We start from the raw sequence: 15,605 nt of genomic DNA, 5'->3' as shown, positions 1-15,605 counted from the left end.
TCACGACGGCGTCCGAGCGGCCGCCAGCAGCCGCGTCACATCCTCCGCCTGGATCATCAGCGCCGTCCCCACGGTCGCCAGCGTCTCCCGTTCGGCCGGTGTGTAGGGCCCGTCCGCGAGGGCGATCCGCGCGCCCTGGAGGAGGATCGACTCCCGCCCGACGGCGGCGAGGTGCGGCGCCAGCGGGTCCAGCGCCTCGTGCAGCTCTATCGCGAGTCCGGGCCCGCAGGGCGTCCCGTAGGCCCGCCCGGTGTCCGCCGCGACGGCCTCCACGAGGGCCACCAGCTGCTCTCCCGTACAGTCCTGGAACCCGGCGGCGCGCACGGCGGCCGTGGCCGTGTCCAGCGCCGTCCGGGACGAGGTCCCCCCGGCGGACAGCACCGCGAGGGCGACCGTGTGCACGGCGTCGCGGAGCATCGCGGAGAAGCGGGTGGTCGTCGGATGGTCGAGGACGTCCGTGGCGAAGTGCCGTCGGCAGGCCGCGCACTCGACGACGGGTCCGGCGTCCCCCCTGGGTAGTACGGGTACCCCCAGACACGTGAACCGGCGGCGGCCCGTGAGGCGCTGGTAGTTGCGGTCGCCCCCGCAGCCGGGGCAGAAGAACTCCCCGTCCCCTACGGGTGTCCACGCGGTCCGGATGCCCAGGATGCGGGCAACCCCGGTGGATCGGCGGTCTCGTCCCGGTCCTGGCAGCACGTCGCACCTCCGTAACCACGTGGCAACATCGCCACGTCTGCGTGATGTTAGCCACATCGATGAGGTGCAGTCAGCACCTCCGACGAGACCTCCTCGTGATCTGCACCCTGGAATGGCCGATATACGACGGGCCCCCGACCGCCAGGTACGGCGGTCGGGGGCCCTTACACGGCCGGGTGAGCTAGCGCGTCGCGCGGTTGACGGCGGAGATGACGGCCTTCAGGGAGGCGCGGGTCGTGTTCGCGTCGATGCCGATGCCCCACAGGACCTTGTCGCCGACGGCGCACTCGATGTAGGAGGCGGCCTGCGCGGACGCGCCCTCGCTCATGGTGTGCTCCTGGTAGTCCAGCAGGCGTACGTCGATGCCGATGCCCTGGAGCGCGTGGAAGAAGGCCGAGATCGGACCGTTGCCGCTGCCGACCAGCGTCGTCTCGACGCCGTCCACCTCTGCCTCGACGGTCAGCGTGTCGACGCCGTCCTTGTCGGTCGTCGACTGCCCCGCCTTGAGCTGCATCCGCCCCCAGGGGTTCTCGGGGTTGGGCAGGTACTCGTCGCGGAAGACGGACCAGATGGCGGAGCCGGTGACCTCGCCGCCCTCGGCGTCGGTCTTCGCCTGGATCAGCTTCGAGAACTCGATCTGCATCCGGCGCGGCAGGTCCAGCTTGTGGTCGTTCTTCAGGACGTAGGCGATACCGCCCTTGCCGGACTGCGAGTTGACGCGGATGACGGCCTCGTAGGAGCGGCCGACGTCCTTGGGGTCGATGGGCAGGTACGGCACGGCCCACTCGATGTCGTCGACGGTGACGCCCTTCGCGGCGGCGTCGGCCTCCATCGCGTCGAAGCCCTTCTTGATGGCGTCCTGGTGGGAGCCGGAGAAGGACGTGTAGACCAGGTCGCCCACGTACGGGTGGCGCGCGTGGACCTCCATCTGATTGCAGTACTCCCACACGCGGCGGACCTCGTCGATGTCGGAGAAGTCGATCTGCGGGTCGACGCCCTGGGAGAAGAGGTTCATGCCCAGGGTGACCAGGTCGACGTTGCCGGTGCGCTCGCCCTGCCCGAACAGGCAGCCCTCGATGCGGTCGGCGCCGGCCATCAGCGCCAGTTCGGCCGCCGCCACGGCCGTCCCCCGGTCGTTGTGGGGGTGGACGGACAGGACGACGTGCTCGCGGCGGGAGAGGTTGCGGTGCATCCACTCGAAGCGGTCCGCGTGCGTGGACGGGGTCGAACGCTCGACGGTGGCGGGCAGGTTGAGGATGATCTCGCGGCCCGGTCCGGGCTGCCAGACGTCCATCACCGCCTCGCAGACCTCCAGCGCGAAGTCCAGCTCGGTGTCGGTGAAGATCTCCGGCGAGTACTGGTACCCGAACTCGGTCTCGGGGCCCAGCAGTTTGTCGGCGTACTCCATGACCAGGCGGGTGCCGTCGACGGCGATCTGCTTGATGTCGTCCTTGGAGCCCCGGAAGACGACGCGGCGGAAGACGGGGGCGGTCGCGTTGTAGAGGTGGACGGTGGCGCGCCTGGCGCCCTTCAGGGACTCGACGGTCCGCTCGATCAGGTCCTCACGGGCCTGGGTCAGTACGGAGATCGTGACGTCGTCCGGGATCGCGCCCTCTTCCTCGATGATCGAGCGCACGAAGTCGAAGTCGGTCTGTCCGGAGGCCGGGAAGCCGACCTCGATCTCCTTGTAGCCCATCTTGACCAGCTGGTCGAACATCCGGCGCTTGCGCTCGGGCGACATCGGGTCGATCAGGGCCTGGTTGCCGTCACGCAGGTCGGTGGAGAGCCAGCGGGGGGCGGTGGTGATCCGGTTGTTCGGCCAGGTGCGGTCGGCGATGTCGACCTGCTCGTACTGCCCGTACTTGTGGATCGGCATCTGGCTGGGCTGCTGGCGGTTCGCCATGGGGCTTCAGGCTCCTCAAGGTGTCCGGATGACCGGCCGACACGCAACGCCAAAGCTCCGCGGGGAGGGGGTCGGCCTTTTCTACAGGCCCTCGCCGCGGCAGCTAAGGAGAAGCAGCCCGAAACGCATAGTGCTCCGCACTCTAGCGGAGGCACTGGTGGGGCGCGGCTCCGTCCCAGTATGCGGGACCGGTGGGACGAAAGGGGCGAAACGTGCGCCGTACCACACAGCGTCGCGGACCGCGTCCCTATGTGGGGGTATTTCACCAATCATGGTTGCGGGTAGTGACACAGGCATGACTCAGTGCCAAGGTGCCCGACATGACTCACCACGGGGGCTTCGAGCCCGTCTTCTGCACGATCATCCCGCCGCACGTCCTGGACCACGTGGCCCGCCACGAGGACTCGGCCATCGCCGAGCGGGTCGCGCGCACCCTGGAGCACGACTCCGCCCAGCGCACCCGCCGCCGCGTCAACGCCCTGCGCGGCCTGGCCGCCGCCGCGCCCACCGCGCCGTCCGGCAAGCCGAACCGCACCATCTACGACGCCGGGCACGGCACGAACCTGCCCGGCCGCAAGGTCCACAGCGAGGACGACGGCCCCTCCAAGGACGCCACCGTCAACCGCGCGCACGCCGGGCTCGGCGCGACGTTCGACCTCTTCCTCAACGTCTACGGCCGTGACTCCATCGACGGCAGCGGACTCCCGCTGGACGCGACCGTCCACTACGACCGCGACTACGACAACGCGTTCTGGGACGGCCAGCAGATGGTGTTCGGGGACGGCGACGGGGAGCTGTTCCTCGACTTCACCATCCCCGTCGACGTCATCGGGCACGAGCTGGCCCACGGCGTCACCCAGTACACCGCCAACCTGGAGTACTACGGGCAGTCCGGGGCGCTCAACGAGTCGGTGTCCGACGTCTTCGGCGCCCTCATCAAGCAGTACGCCCTCGGGCAGACCGCCGACCAGGCCGACTGGCTCATCGGCGCCGGGCTCCTCGGCCCCGCCATCGACCGGGGCGAGGCCCTGCGCTCGATGAAGGACCCGGGCACCGCGTACGACGACGACGTCCTCGGCAAGGACCCGCAGCCCGGCCACATGGACGACTACGTCCGCACCAGCCGCGACAACGGCGGCGTCCACATCAACTCCGGCATCCCCAACCGGGCGTTCTACTTCCTCGCCACCGCGCTCGGCGGCAACGCGTGGGAGAAGGCCGGGCAGGTCTGGTACGACGTCCTGACCGGCGGCGAGCTGGCGACCGACGCCGACTTCGTGGCCTTCGCCGGGCTCACGGTCGCGGCGGCCAAGGCCCGCTACGGCGAGGGCGAGGTCGAGAAGGCCGTCCTGGAGGCGTGGCAGAAGGTCGGGGTGCCCACCGCCTGAGTTCTGTACTAGACAGGACCCATGCGTATTCAGGTACGGCGCACAGGCGGGTTCGCGGGCATCGAGCGGCACGCCTCCATCGACACCACCGGCCGCCCCGACGCGGCCGAATGGCAGGCCCTCGCGGAAGTCGCGGTCGCGGGGGCGCGCACGGTACGGCCGGTCGGTGTCCCGGACGGGTTCAGCTACCAGATCACGGTGGACGGGAAGACCGTGTACGCGGCGGATCCCCGGCTCACCGACGAGCAACGCAGGCTGATCTCCTGGGTGTTGAAGGAAGGGGCCTGAACAGCGGGTTGCCGTAAGGGCGTTGACTTCGCTACCCGCCGGTACGGATGATCCGCGCATGGCGATTGACGCGGGTCATCCGATTCCCCAGTTCCCCGGCGACTTCCTCTGGGGTGTGTCGACTTCGGCGCACCAGATCGAGGGGGCGGCCGGGCGCGGGCCGTCCGTGTGGGACGCGTTCTCCGGGGAGCCCGGCAAGGTGAAGGACGGCTCGACGGCCGAGGTCGCCTGCGATCACTTCCACCGCTACCGGGAGGACGTCGCCCTGCTCGCCGGGCTCGGCGTCGACGCGTACCGGTTCTCCGTCTCGTGGCCGCGCGTCGAGTCGCCGGGCGGGCTGGACTTCTACGACCGGCTGGTGGACGAACTCCTCGCGGCCGGTGTCCAGCCGGTGCCCACGCTGTTCCACTGGGACCTGCCCGTCGGGCTCGACTGGCTGGAGCGCGACACGGCGTCCCGGCTCGCGGAGTACGCCGCCGGTGTCGCCGCGCGGCTCGGTGACCGCGTGTCGAAGTGGATCACCATCAACGAGCCCGCGGAACACACGCTGCTCGGCCACGCGCTCGGCACGCACGCCCCGGGCCGGCAACTCCTCTTCGACGCGCTGCCCGTGGCCCACCATCTCCTCCTCGCCCACGGGCTCACCGTCCAGGCCCTGCGCGCGGCCGGTGCCACCGACGTCGCCCTCACCAACTCCCATGGCCCGACCTGGCCTTCGTCCCAGGAGCAGCCGGACATCGAGGCGGCGGCCTTCTACGACACGCTCCTCAACCGACTCTTCGCCGAACCCGTCCTGCTGGGTGAATACCCCGACGGGCTGGGCGAGTTGATGCCGGGCGACGTGGCGGCGGACCTCAAGGTGATCTCCGAACCCCTCGACTGGTACGGCGTCAACTACTACGCCCCCACCCGCGTGGGCGCCCCCCAGGGCGAGGAGATCAACTTCGGCGGCGTCACCATGCCCGCCGAACTCCCGTTCTCCGTCCGCCAGATCGAGAACGTCCCCACCACCGACTTCGGCTGGCCGGTGGTCCCCGAGGCCCTGACCGAACTCCTCACGACGTTCAACTCCCGCTACACCACCCGCCTCCCCCCGATCGTCATCACCGAGAACGGCTGCTCCTACGAGGGCCTGGACGACCAGTCCCGCATCGCCTACCACACCACCCACCTCCAAGCCCTCCACCAGGCGATGGAAGCCGGCGTCGACGTACGCGGCTACTTCATCTGGTCCCTCCTCGACAACTTCGAATGGGCCGAGGGCTACGCCCGCCGCTTCGGCCTGGTCCACGTGGACTACGAGACCCAGAAGCGAACCCCGAAGGCGTCGTACGGGTGGTACCGGGAGGTACTACGGGGGCAGCGCTGAGGAACGCCGCGCACAGGGTCGCCATATCGCGCTATGGTGGCCGTATGGCTACGAAAAAGATCACCATCACGGTGCCGGAAGAGATTGTCGAAGCAGCACGGGGGCTGACCGACAACGTGTCCGGGTTCGCGGCGGAAGCGCTGGCCGCCAGGGTCCGTCACGAACTGCTCGGTAGGGACCTCCAGCAGTACCAGGAGGAGTACGGCGCCTTCACCGATGAGGAGAGGGCGGCGGCGGACGCCCTGCTGTGCGGCACGTCCGAATCCGGCGAGCTGCCCCGGGCGGAGGCCGCGTGACCCCTCCCCGCACGCTGGTCCTCGACAGCGAAGGACTCAGCGGCTGGCTCGCCCAGGACCGCAAGGTCCTGGGCGCGGTCGACTCCGCCTGGCGCCACGACAGTCAGATCGTCATCAGCGCGAACACCATCATCGAGGCGGCCCACGCCGGGACGAACATGTCCCGGCTGAACTGGATGCTCTCCCGCGTCAAGGTCGAACCCGTCACCGAACAGTCCGCCAAGGACGCCGCGAGGCTCCTCAAGGACGCCGGGCTCCATGGTCACAAGTACGCCATCGACGCGACGGTCGCCGAAGCCGCGCTCCGACAGCCCGCCCCCGTGGCGATCCTCACCTCGGACGTGGACGACATGAAGAAGCTCTGCGGCACGAAGGCCCGCGTCGTCCAGCTCTGAGCCCCCGCTCAGAACCCCAGTCGCCGGAGTTGCTTCGGGTCGCGTTGCCAGTCCTTGGCGACCTTGACGTGGAGGTCGAGGAAGACGGGGGTGCCGAGGAGGGCTTCGATCTGTTTGCGGGACTTGATGCCGACGTCCTTGAGGCGGCGGCCCTGGGGGCCGATGATGATGCCCTTCTGGCTGGAGCGTTCGATGTAGATGTTCGCGTGGATGTCGAGGAGGGGCCGGTCGGCGGGGCGGTCCTCGCGGGGGAGCATTTCCTCGACGACGACGGCGATGGAGTGGGGCAGCTCGTCGCGGACGCCTTCCAGCGCGGCCTCGCGGATCAGCTCGGCGACCATGACCTGCTCGGGCTCGTCCGTGAGGTCACCCTCGGGGTAGAGCGGCGGGCTCTCGGGCAGCATCGGCGCGAGGAGATCGGCGAGGAGATCGACCTGCTTGCCCCCGACCGCCGACACCGGCACGATCTGCGCCCACTCGATCCCCAGCTCCTTGCCGAGCTGGTCGATGGCGATGAGCTGCGCGGCGAGCGTCTTGGAGTCGACGAGGTCGGTCTTGGTGACGACGGCGACCTTGGGCGTCCGCTTGATCCCGGCGAGCTCCTTGGCGATGAACCGGTCCCCGGGCCCCAGCTTCTCGTTCGCCGGCAGGCAGAACCCGATGACGTCGACCTCGGCCCACGTCGCGCGCACCACGTCGTTCAGCCGCTCACCGAGCAGCGTGCGCGGTTTGTGCAGGCCAGGCGTGTCGACGAGGATCAGCTGCGCGTCGTCGCGGTGGACGATGCCCCGGACCGTGTGCCGCGTCGTCTGCGGCCGGTTCGAGGTGATCGCCACCTTCTTCCCGACGAGAGCGTTCGTGAGGGTGGACTTGCCCGCGTTGGGACGCCCCACGAAGCACGCGAAGCCCGCGCGGTGGGCGGCGCCGCCCGACTTCTCGGACGGCGAGGATGACTGGGAACGAACGCTCATACCCCCATTCTCCCTGATCCACGGAGCCTCGCCGCACACACGAACGGCCGCCCGCCCCGGCGGTGGCCCCGGCAGTCACCTCGCGGTGAGTTTCTGGAAACCCGTACGCAACGAAACGCCACCGAAACACATCCGTACGCGGCCGGAAACCGGAGCCGGTGACCCTCTGACGAGCCCCGACCCCGTTGGAGACCCCCGTGCCCCTCGCCGCCGCACAGGTGAACACCGGCGACACCGCCTGGCTGCTCGCCGCGACCGCCCTCGTCCTGCTGATGACCCCGGGCCTGGCCCTCTTCTACGGCGGCATGGTCCGCACGAAGAGCGTCCTCAACATGCTGATGATGAGCTTCGTGTCGATCGCCCTCGTGACGGTCGTCTGGCTGCTCGCCGGATACTCCCTGGTCTTCGGGGACGACGCCGGCGCCGGCCTGATCGGCGGCCTCGCGCACGCGGGCATGGCCGGAATCACCCCGGACAGCGTCCAGGGCACCGTCCCGACCCTCCTGTTCGCCACCTTCCAGCTGACCTTCGCGATCATCACGGCCGCCCTGGTCAGCGGCGCGATCGCGGACCGCGCGAAGTTCGGCGCGTGGCTGGTTTTCGTCCCCCTGTGGACGCTCCTCGTATACGTTCCCGTCGCGCACTGGGTCTGGGGCCCCGGCGGCTGGATCCTGGAGAAGCTGGGGGCGTTGGACTTCGCGGGCGGACTGCCCGTGGAAATCACCTCGGGCGCCTCCGGACTGGCCCTCGCGCTCGTCGTCGGCCCGCGTCTGGGGTTCAAGCGTGACGCCATGCGCCCGCACAACCTCCCCATGGTCATGCTCGGCGCCGGTCTCCTCTGGTTCGGCTGGTTCGGCTTCAACGCCGGCTCCGCGCTCGGCGCGAACGGCCTCGCCGCCGCCGCGTTCCTCAACACCCTCGCCGCCGGCTGCACCGGCCTGCTGGGCTGGCTCTTCGTCGAGCAGAAGCGCGACGGCCACCCGACGACGCTGGGCGCCGCGTCCGGCGCGGTCGCGGGGCTCGTCGCGATCACGCCGTCCTGCGGGTCCGTCTCGCTGCTCGGCGCGCTGGTCGTGGGGCTCGCCGCCGGTGTCGTCTGCTCGTACGCCGTGAGCTGGAAGTTCAAGCTGAACTACGACGACTCCCTGGACGTCGTCGGCGTGCACCTCGTCGGCGGGGTCATCGGCACGCTGCTGATCGGCGTCTTCGCCGTCGAGAGCATGACCGGCTCCACGGAGGGACTGGTCTACGGGGGCGGGGTGGGCCAGCTCGGCAAGCAGGCGCTCGCGGTGCTGGTCGTAGCCGGCTACGCCTTCGGAGTGACGTACGGGATCGGCAAGCTGATCGACAAGACCATGGGGTTCCGGGCCGACGAGGAGCACGAGCACACCGGCCTGGACCTTACGGTGCACGCCGAGACCGCATACGATCACGGCGTCCTGGGGCACGGCGCCCCGGTCAGCCACTCCACCCTCCCCTCCGCCCAGAAGGTGACGCCGTCCGCATGAAGCTCATCACCGCGATCGTCAAGCCGTACCGCCTCGACGCGGTCAAGACGGCCCTCCAGGAACTCGGCATCCACGGTCTGACCGTCACCGAGGCCAGCGGGTACGGCCGCCAGCGCGGCCACACCGAGGTGTACCGGGGCGCCGAGTACCAGATCGACCTCGTCCCCAAGGTCCGCATCGAACTCGTCGTCGAGGACGCGGACGTCGAGCCCGCGATCGAGGCGATCGTGAAGGCCGCGCAGACGGGGAAGATCGGGGACGGGAAGGTGTGGGCGGTGCCGGTGGAGACGGTGGTGCGGGTACGGACGGGGGAGCGGGGCCCCGACGCGCTTTAGGCTCCGCCGGGGATGCCGATTTTCGTCTGCGGGTTCGTTGTGGCTGGTCGCGCAGTTCCCCGCGCCCCTGAAAGGCGGCTTCGCCGCCATCTCAGGAGCAGCCACGCACCCACACTCACCCCTACTACCCCTACCCCCACCGGCAGCCACGGCACCGCCAGGAACGACGTGCCCGCCTTCTCCTCCGTGCCCGTCGCCCGCGCGGTCAGCGTGACGTGCCCCCGGTCCAACTGAGGCGCGTCACTCCAGCGTTCGGTCAGTCTCACGCTCTGGCCCGGCAGCAACTGGCCCGGCACCTTGGTGAGTTCGCGGTTCAGGAGGGTGCGGCCGAACAAGCCCGTCGCCTTCAGGCGTACGCGCGGGTCCAGGGTGACGTTGCCCGTGTTGTGCAATGTGTACGAGACCGTCGCCGTGCTGTCCCCGAACCCCGGTACCAGGGGACGGTCCTGGGCGATGCGGACGTCCTCGACTGCCAGGGCGGGCAGGGAGGGGCCCGTGACCTGCAAGTACACCCTCGCGCCGACGGCCCGCTGAACCCCCAGGGCGACCCCGGAGCCGGCCTTGTCGACCCGCTCGTCGAGGGCGACGATCGCGCCGGGATGGTCGCCGGGCTCGGCGCCCTCGGGCACGCGGATGGTGAACGGCACGGTGACGGTCCCCCGGGCCGGCACGGTGAGTTCGTTCTCGGGCAGTTCGGCCCAGGCCCCCACGCCGGTCATCTTCTCGTCCGCCGACTTGACGGCGAAGCCCCCGTCGCGGGCGGTGTTGTACGCGTCCGCCGCGTAGAGCCGGAACGTCATCGGCCGGCCGGTCCTGTTCGCGACGACGACCTTGTCCCGGACGGCGTTGCCGGGATCGGCGGAGACGTGGAAGTAGGGCCGCGCGGCGGCGGTCGTGGCGGCGGGGTAGACGGACCAATTCCCGTTGTCGGCGGCCTGAGCCGGGGCCGGCGCGCACAACAGGAGGACGAACAGCGGGACCAGGCCGAACAGTTTCCGCATGGTGACGAACTCCCCTGGAACGAAGGGCTGTCGGACGGCTGGGCGGATGCGGACCCGTGGGGTGGACGCCCAACCGTCCAGGCCCCGGCGCTCAGGTGAGCGTCAGGGTGAGGACGCCGGCATAGCTGCCCGGAGGCGTGAACGCCGGTACGTCGAGGGAGAGTTGCGCGTTGGCCGTGAACTCGCCGCCGGTCGCCGTCCCGTCGGGCGTGGACGCGAGGGTCGCGCCCGCGCTGCCGACGACACCGGCGCTGCCCGCCTGGCAGGTGCTCGGCGAGCCCGGTTTCGTCGCGCAGGCCGGCGTCCAACTCAGCTTGCCCGCCGCGATCTTGGCGCCGGGCCCGGTGAAGTCGGTGACCTTCCCCGTCAGCGACCAGCCCGCGGGCCCGCCGCGGAAGTCCTTGACGGTGACGGCCTGGAGCGCGCCCGTGGACGCGGTGCCGCTGCCGAAGTCGACGGCGGACAGCGCGACCGAGTCGCCGGCCTGGGCCATGGAGAGCGTCCCGGCCTTGACCGTGGCCGTCACCTTCTGGCTGCCCGGCGGTACGGGCGGGTCGTCGACGACGGCGTAGGCGGCCGGTCCGGCCCCCTTCGTGTCGCTCCAGGCACTGCCTTCGTAGGCGACGATCCCGGTGGTGGCGAGGTCGTTGACGGTGAGCGAACCACTGATCGCCCCACTGGAGTTGGCCGTCACGGTGGCCGTGTCCTGGGTCTGGTTCGCGCCCGCGCGCCCGGCCAGGGTGACGGTCGCGCCCGCGGTGAAGTTGCTGCCGCTGACGGCAACTGCCGCCCCCGGCGCGCCCGATGCCGAACCCAGGCTGATCGTGCGGGTGTTGGCGGGCGGATTGGCGGTGGCGGTGACCGTCTCCGAGACTCCCGCGGGCGGGTTGGTGACCGTGCAGGGGGTGTCCAGCTCCAGGATGTAGCTGGTGTGGATGTTGTAGTCGCCGGGCGAGAGGGTGATCGCGCCGGGCTCGGTGACGGTGAACGATCCGGTCATGGAGAACGACGGGAAGGGTGCCCGGCCGGGCACCGGGTCGTTCTTCTTGGGCCCGGCGACCGTGACGCTGCCGGTCTGGGCACCGCCGAGGGTGACCTTCCCGGTCGGGGTCATGATGTCGGCCGGCAGGGCGAGGTCGGTGGGGTTGCCGGCGGCCGGGGTGACGACCGTGTACGTGATGTTCACGGTGTCGCCGACCTTGGGCGCGGTGTTGTCGGCGGTGATCTTCGCGGTGGTGGTGCCGTCGATGGGCGGAAGCCCGGAGATCGCCGGGGGGATGCAGTGGGTGGCGAAGTCGACGTTCGTCACGGCCGACGCGGGGCCGGTGAGCGCGCCGCCGACGCCGGCCGTGAGCACGGCCGTCCCGAGCAGTGCGGTCCAGCGCCGTCTTCGGGTGGGTGTGGAACCCATGGGTGCCCCCTCCTTCTGTTGGGGTGAGGGCGCAGCGGCTCTTCTGCGCCGACAGGGGGCATTGACGTGGAGGCGGCCGAAGAAGTCAATGGACACGGCGGACAAAGCTGACGGTCGGTCAGCTCCGGATCTGACAGACCGTCAACTCGATTCGCAGGTGCGGGGGTTCAGCGGTGCGGGGGTTCAGTAGACGAACGACCCCGGGGCCTGCGCGGCGGTCGCCGTACAGGTGACGGTGATACCGAAGACGACCATCGTCAGGCCGCCGCCGAAGATGTCCAGCCTGTCGCCCGAGGCGACGGTGCCGTTCAGCGGGCCGACCGTGATCGGGTCGTTGATGTTCATCTCCGGGTTCGCGTTGCCGGTGAAGACCCGGTTCGAACCCGTCGAATTCGCCATCGTGAGCGTCGAGTTGATGCTGTTGGCGGTGATCTTGAGCGGAGCCTTGATCGCCGTCGTGGACAGGGTGAGGGTGGCGGCGGTCCCGGACTGGGTCGCCGTGAGGGTGGCCGAGCCACCGCCGAAGATGCCGCAACTGGCGGTGAACGTCGCCGTGGTGGGGGTGACGGCGGCTGCCGCGGGAGCGAGTGCCAGACCCGTGACCGCGAGGGCCCCGGCCAGCAGTGCCGCACCTGATCCGATTCGCTTGCCTCTCATGGAGTTTCCGGCTCCTTCCAGGGGGAGACGGACGGCCGATCGGGGCGGGAGGGTGCGGACTCCGGCCCCGGTGGGGAAAACTGACGGTCCGTCGGGATCAACGGCTCCATTCATGCGTGGGAGCCGGACGAGGGCAAGGCCCCGTTTCAGCCAACGGCGACGGTGGCGCGTACGGTCCCGTCGGGGCCCGCCACCAACACCGGCGTCCCCACGCCGCCCAGATCTTTTACGGCGTCCAAGTCCTCCGCCGCGACCTCTCCCCCGGCCGTCACCACAGCCGCCGCCTCCAACGACTCCGCCCCCGACGCCACCGCCATCGCCACCGCCGTCCGCAACGCGCTCAGCCTCAACGACGGCAACTCCACCGTCGCCGCCACATACGTCCGCCCCGTCTCGTCCCTCACCGCCGCCCCCTCCGCAACACCATTCCGCGCCCGCGCGGAACGAGCCAGCGTAACGATCTTCAGGTCCTCAGGAGCGAGGGAGTTCGCATCGGTCATGCCCAGAGCATACGGAAGGGGGTGGGGGTGGGTTGTTCGGGTACCGGGGCGACGGGGGCGGGGCGACAGGGTGAGGGGTGCCGGGGCGACGGGGGTGGGGCGACAGGGTACCGGGCGCCGGGCGACGGGCGACGGGCGACGGGCGACGGGCGACGGGCGACGGGCGACGGGCGACGGGCGACGGGCGACGGGCGACGGGCGACGGGCGACGGGCGACGGGCGACGGGCGACGGGCGACGGGGCAGGGTGGCAGATGACGGGTGACGGGTGACGGGTGACGGGGCAGGGTGGCAGATGACGGGTGACGGGTGACGGGGGCTGGTCGTTCAGGTGCCAGGGTGATGGGGATGGCGTCCCGCAGGGTGATGTGGCGACGCGGGGCCGCCGTCCCCTCCCGGAGCCGAAGCGGCGCCCGTCGTCCCGCTCGCCCGGCCACGGCGTGGGCTGCTCACCGGCGCCGGCACCCCGACGCGCCGCGGCGACGCCGCCTCGGCAGGCCGCCCCGCGAAGTCACCGGCTCCACGCCGCTACACCACCCAACGGGACGTAACCGTGACAGGGCCGCAGGGCCGCACCTCCCCGAAGCACCCCACCACCCATCCCAACCCGCCCGAGGCGGGCCCTCGTCGCCGACTCCGGCCGCTCGAAGACTCCCGCCGTCCCCAAGCCGACGCTCGCCACGATCTCCGGACAGCCCCAGACCCCCGCCTCAAGCCCCGGGCGGCCATCGTCCGCCGCAGTCTCCGGCCAGACCGAGGTCACCCCCGCCTCAGCCCAGCCCGCTCGCCGCCGACTCCAGCCGCCCGAAGACTCCCGCCATCCCCAAGCCAACGCTCGCCACGATCTCCGGACAGCCCCAGACCCCCGCCTCAAGCCCCGGGCGGCCATCGTCCGCCGCAGTCTCCGGCCAGACCGAGGTCACCCCCGCCTCAGCCCAGCCCGCTCGCCGCCGACTCCAGCCGCCCGAAGACTCCCGCCATCCCCAAGCCAACGCTCGCCACGATCTCCGGACAGCCCCAGACCCCCGCCTCAAGCCCCGGGCGGCCATCGTCCGCCGCAGTCTCCGGCCAGACCGAGGTCACCCCCGCCTCAGCCCAGCCCGCTCGCCGCCGACTCCAGCCGCCCGAAGACTCCCGCCATCCCCAAGCCAACGCTCGCCACGATCTCCGGACAGCCCCAGACCCCCGCCTCAAGCCCCGGGCGGCCATCGTCCGCCGCAGTCTCCGGCCAGACCGAGGTCACCCCCGCCTCAGCCCAGCCCGCTCGCCGCCGACTCCAGCCGCCCGAAGACTCCCGCCATCCCCAAGCCAACGCTCGCCACGATCTCCGGACAGCCCCAGACCCCCGCCTCAAGCCCCGGGCGGCCCGAGCCGAGGTCACCCCCGCCTAAGCCCAACCCCCTCCACGCCAACTCCGGTCGTCTCAAGCCCCGTTCACCCCCCGACCGGCCCCAAGTCCCCCTCCAGCACCCGTACCGGTATCGCCGGTCGGCCGAACTGGGCGAGGATCTCGTCCGCGAGGGCGGCCAGGGTCAGGGGGTGGTGGTGGTCGGAGTGGCTGTTGGTTTCGATGGAGGCGGCGAGGAGGGTGGGTGGGACGGCGCCGGCGTCGAGGAGGGGGCGCCAGTATTCCGGGGGGAGTTCGAGGTATTCGAGGCCGGGGAGGGAGGCGATTTCGAGGGGGTCGGCGAGGGTGCCGGGGTAGGCGGTGAGCGTACGCAGGTGAGGGAGGCCGACGACGGGAGCGAGGCTGAACGGCTCCTCGTCCCAGACGCCGAGGGACAGCACCTCCAGCGCGGGATGCGCGGCGGCCTCGACGCTCCGCAGAGCACGGTGATGAACCCGGGCCACCTCGGGCAACTCGTCCCGCTGCCAACGGCCGTCGTCCTCCCGCTCCCCCCTGAGGACCAGATCCGTGAGGGAGTCGGCAAGCAGCTCACCCCCGATGTTCGCCTCGTGGCTCAGAAGGACTACCTGCCCCACATACCCCTGAGGACCAGGCGTCAGATCGACGACGAGCGAGTCGCCACCCCCGTTGTCACCGAAGACGATCCAGCCGGGCGACCCGACGACACCCTGCACCGCGTCGTCGGCCCGGGTGACGGCCGCCTCCATCGCCGCGAACCGCCAGGGACACGGCCGGGTCGACACGTCGGCGACGAACACCTGGTCCAGCGGCAGGAGTTCACACCCCACCGTCTCGGCGACCCGGTCGGCGACGTCGAAGTCACCCTCCCAGTCCTCCCACCGCCCCCGTACGACCCGGTACAGCGCCTTCAACTCCTCCGGAAGTACTACACCCAGCCGCGCCTCCGCCTCCGCCAGCTCCTCCTCGCTCGCCCCGACCGCGTCCGGCAACCGCTCACGCAGCACCCGCCCCAGCTCCCCCGGGTCCGCCGTCGGCGCCGGCACCGCGCCCGGCACCGGCGCGGGCAGCCTGCGCCAGGGCGCGGGAACGGCGTCGTCCACCAGGATCAGCGCGCCGCCCTGCGGCCCGTCCGCCCCGGACTCGACGTGCGGATGCGGCCCGAACAGCCTTAGGACGGCGGCCCCTTGAGGCGTGCACTCGACGACGAACGGCACCCGCTCGACCCCGGCCTCCACGAGCGCGCCGCGCACCAGCTCGACGGCGTCCCACTCCTCCTGCATGTCCGAGAGCTGGGCCGCCTGCCCGGGCGGCGGCGACACCCGGCGCACCGGCACGCTCCACGACCCCTGCCCGACATTCCCCTGCACGTACCCACCGGGCACCGCGAGGATCGCGGCATTGCTCTCCCGGATCACCCTGAGCATCGGCGCCCAGGTCGCGAAGTCGTACAGCGCGGGCATGGGGCCTCCGGACGTCCGGCGACCAGGGCGGAATCACGAGGGTGATCCGGCGTGATCGC

At 70.9% G+C, this 15,605-nt stretch carries 15 protein-coding genes; 7 read left to right on the top strand and 8 right to left on the bottom strand.

Annotation, left to right across the window (positions count from 1 at the left end; all coding sequences use genetic code 11):
• Both IAG44_RS27565 and leuA read right to left on the bottom strand, forming a co-directional pair.
• Positions 1 to 696: a TerB family tellurite resistance protein gene (locus IAG44_RS27565; protein ID WP_187749765.1), complete on the bottom strand. Its 696-nt coding sequence runs from the start codon at positions 694 to 696 to the stop codon at positions 1 to 3.
• 181 nt (positions 697 to 877) lie between these two features.
• The gene (gene leuA / locus IAG44_RS27560; protein WP_187749764.1) at positions 878 to 2,599 is read right to left on the bottom strand and encodes a 2-isopropylmalate synthase; all 1,722 of its coding nucleotides are present in this window, start codon (positions 2,597 to 2,599) and stop codon (positions 878 to 880) included.
• A gap of 320 nt (positions 2,600 to 2,919) precedes the next feature.
• Between leuA and IAG44_RS27555 the strand changes: the two genes are divergently transcribed.
• From IAG44_RS27555 to IAG44_RS27535, 5 genes are read left to right on the top strand one after another with little or no spacing between them, the layout of a single operon-like run.
• Complete coding sequence (locus IAG44_RS27555) at positions 2,920 to 3,987, top strand: M4 family metallopeptidase (protein WP_187749763.1); 1,068 nt, start codon at positions 2,920 to 2,922, stop codon at positions 3,985 to 3,987.
• A gap of 21 nt (positions 3,988 to 4,008) precedes the next feature.
• On the top strand, positions 4,009 to 4,275 hold the full coding sequence (locus IAG44_RS27550) for a protealysin inhibitor emfourin (protein ID WP_187749762.1): 267 nt from the start codon (positions 4,009 to 4,011) through the stop codon (positions 4,273 to 4,275).
• A gap of 58 nt (positions 4,276 to 4,333) precedes the next feature.
• Positions 4,334 to 5,644: a GH1 family beta-glucosidase gene (locus IAG44_RS27545; protein WP_187749761.1), complete on the top strand. Its 1,311-nt coding sequence runs from the start codon at positions 4,334 to 4,336 to the stop codon at positions 5,642 to 5,644.
• 44 nt (positions 5,645 to 5,688) lie between these two features.
• The gene (locus IAG44_RS27540) at positions 5,689 to 5,940 is read left to right on the top strand and encodes a type II toxin-antitoxin system CcdA family antitoxin (protein WP_187749760.1); all 252 of its coding nucleotides are present in this window, start codon (positions 5,689 to 5,691) and stop codon (positions 5,938 to 5,940) included.
• On the top strand, positions 5,937 to 6,335 hold the full coding sequence (locus tag IAG44_RS27535; RefSeq protein ID WP_187749759.1) for a DNA-binding protein: 399 nt from the start codon (positions 5,937 to 5,939) through the stop codon (positions 6,333 to 6,335). The genes IAG44_RS27540 and IAG44_RS27535 overlap by 4 nt, the downstream gene beginning before the upstream one ends.
• Before the next feature lie 8 nt (positions 6,336 to 6,343).
• On the opposite strand, the gene era is transcribed toward IAG44_RS27535, so the two are convergent.
• Positions 6,344 to 7,306 carry a GTPase Era gene (gene era / locus IAG44_RS27530; RefSeq protein ID WP_187749758.1) on the bottom strand — a complete coding sequence of 321 codons (963 nt, stop codon included), beginning with the start codon at positions 7,304 to 7,306 and terminating at the stop codon, positions 6,344 to 6,346.
• 197 nt (positions 7,307 to 7,503) lie between these two features.
• On the opposite strand from era, the gene IAG44_RS27525 reads away from it, so the two are divergent.
• On the top strand, positions 7,504 to 8,814 hold the full coding sequence (locus tag IAG44_RS27525; RefSeq protein WP_187749757.1) for an ammonium transporter: 1,311 nt from the start codon (positions 7,504 to 7,506) through the stop codon (positions 8,812 to 8,814).
• Positions 8,811 to 9,149 carry a P-II family nitrogen regulator gene (locus tag IAG44_RS27520; RefSeq protein ID WP_010354845.1) on the top strand — a complete coding sequence of 113 codons (339 nt, stop codon included), beginning with the start codon at positions 8,811 to 8,813 and terminating at the stop codon, positions 9,147 to 9,149. Before IAG44_RS27525 ends, IAG44_RS27520 begins: the two co-directional genes overlap by 4 nt.
• Here the strand turns inward: IAG44_RS27520 and IAG44_RS27515 are convergent.
• The 5 genes from IAG44_RS27515 to IAG44_RS27495 form a co-directional block, all read right to left on the bottom strand.
• Complete coding sequence (locus tag IAG44_RS27515; RefSeq protein ID WP_187749756.1) at positions 9,146 to 10,150, bottom strand: COG1470 family protein; 1,005 nt, start codon at positions 10,148 to 10,150, stop codon at positions 9,146 to 9,148. The genes IAG44_RS27520 and IAG44_RS27515 overlap by 4 nt on opposite strands.
• Positions 10,151 to 10,241: 91 nt before the next feature.
• Positions 10,242 to 11,561 (bottom strand): beta-xylosidase, encoded by a 1,320-nt coding sequence (locus IAG44_RS27510; protein WP_187749755.1) that lies wholly within the window; start codon positions 11,559 to 11,561, stop codon positions 10,242 to 10,244.
• Between the two features lie 183 nt (positions 11,562 to 11,744).
• Positions 11,745 to 12,218: a hypothetical protein gene (locus IAG44_RS27505; protein ID WP_187749754.1), complete on the bottom strand. Its 474-nt coding sequence runs from the start codon at positions 12,216 to 12,218 to the stop codon at positions 11,745 to 11,747.
• Positions 12,219 to 12,364: 146 nt separating this feature from the next.
• Positions 12,365 to 12,718 (bottom strand): cytidine/deoxycytidylate deaminase family protein, encoded by a 354-nt coding sequence (locus tag IAG44_RS27500; RefSeq protein WP_187749753.1) that lies wholly within the window; start codon positions 12,716 to 12,718, stop codon positions 12,365 to 12,367.
• Between the two features lie 1,433 nt (positions 12,719 to 14,151).
• Positions 14,152 to 15,546 (bottom strand): SMI1/KNR4 family protein, encoded by a 1,395-nt coding sequence (locus IAG44_RS27495; RefSeq protein WP_187749752.1) that lies wholly within the window; start codon positions 15,544 to 15,546, stop codon positions 14,152 to 14,154.
• Positions 15,547 to 15,605 lie beyond the last annotated feature (59 nt).

The organism is Streptomyces roseirectus, from assembly GCF_014489635.1.
In the GTDB taxonomy this organism is placed as follows: domain Bacteria; phylum Actinomycetota; class Actinomycetes; order Streptomycetales; family Streptomycetaceae; genus Streptomyces; species Streptomyces roseirectus.
This window is presented reverse-complemented; position numbering and strand designations above follow the sequence as displayed.

Excerpts from the sequence above, each read along its gene's own strand:
- leuA (WP_187749764.1), bottom strand. The coding sequence starts at position 2,599 with ATGGCGAACCGCCAGCAGCCCAGCCAGATGCCGATCCACAAGTACGGG.
- IAG44_RS27555 (WP_187749763.1), top strand. The coding sequence starts at position 2,920 with ATGACTCACCACGGGGGCTTCGAGCCCGTCTTCTGCACGATCATCCCG.
- IAG44_RS27550 (WP_187749762.1), top strand. The coding sequence starts at position 4,009 with ATGCGTATTCAGGTACGGCGCACAGGCGGGTTCGCGGGCATCGAGCGG.
- IAG44_RS27545 (WP_187749761.1), top strand. The coding sequence starts at position 4,334 with ATGGCGATTGACGCGGGTCATCCGATTCCCCAGTTCCCCGGCGACTTC.
- IAG44_RS27540 (WP_187749760.1), top strand. The coding sequence starts at position 5,689 with ATGGCTACGAAAAAGATCACCATCACGGTGCCGGAAGAGATTGTCGAA.
- era (WP_187749758.1), bottom strand. The coding sequence starts at position 7,306 with ATGAGCGTTCGTTCCCAGTCATCCTCGCCGTCCGAGAAGTCGGGCGGC.
- IAG44_RS27520 (WP_010354845.1), top strand. The coding sequence starts at position 8,811 with ATGAAGCTCATCACCGCGATCGTCAAGCCGTACCGCCTCGACGCGGTC.
- IAG44_RS27515 (WP_187749756.1), bottom strand. The coding sequence starts at position 10,150 with ATGCGGAAACTGTTCGGCCTGGTCCCGCTGTTCGTCCTCCTGTTGTGC.
- IAG44_RS27510 (WP_187749755.1), bottom strand. The coding sequence starts at position 11,561 with ATGGGTTCCACACCCACCCGAAGACGGCGCTGGACCGCACTGCTCGGG.
- IAG44_RS27505 (WP_187749754.1), bottom strand. The coding sequence starts at position 12,218 with ATGAGAGGCAAGCGAATCGGATCAGGTGCGGCACTGCTGGCCGGGGCC.
- IAG44_RS27500 (WP_187749753.1), bottom strand. The coding sequence starts at position 12,718 with ATGACCGATGCGAACTCCCTCGCTCCTGAGGACCTGAAGATCGTTACG.
- IAG44_RS27495 (WP_187749752.1), bottom strand. The coding sequence starts at position 15,546 with ATGCCCGCGCTGTACGACTTCGCGACCTGGGCGCCGATGCTCAGGGTG.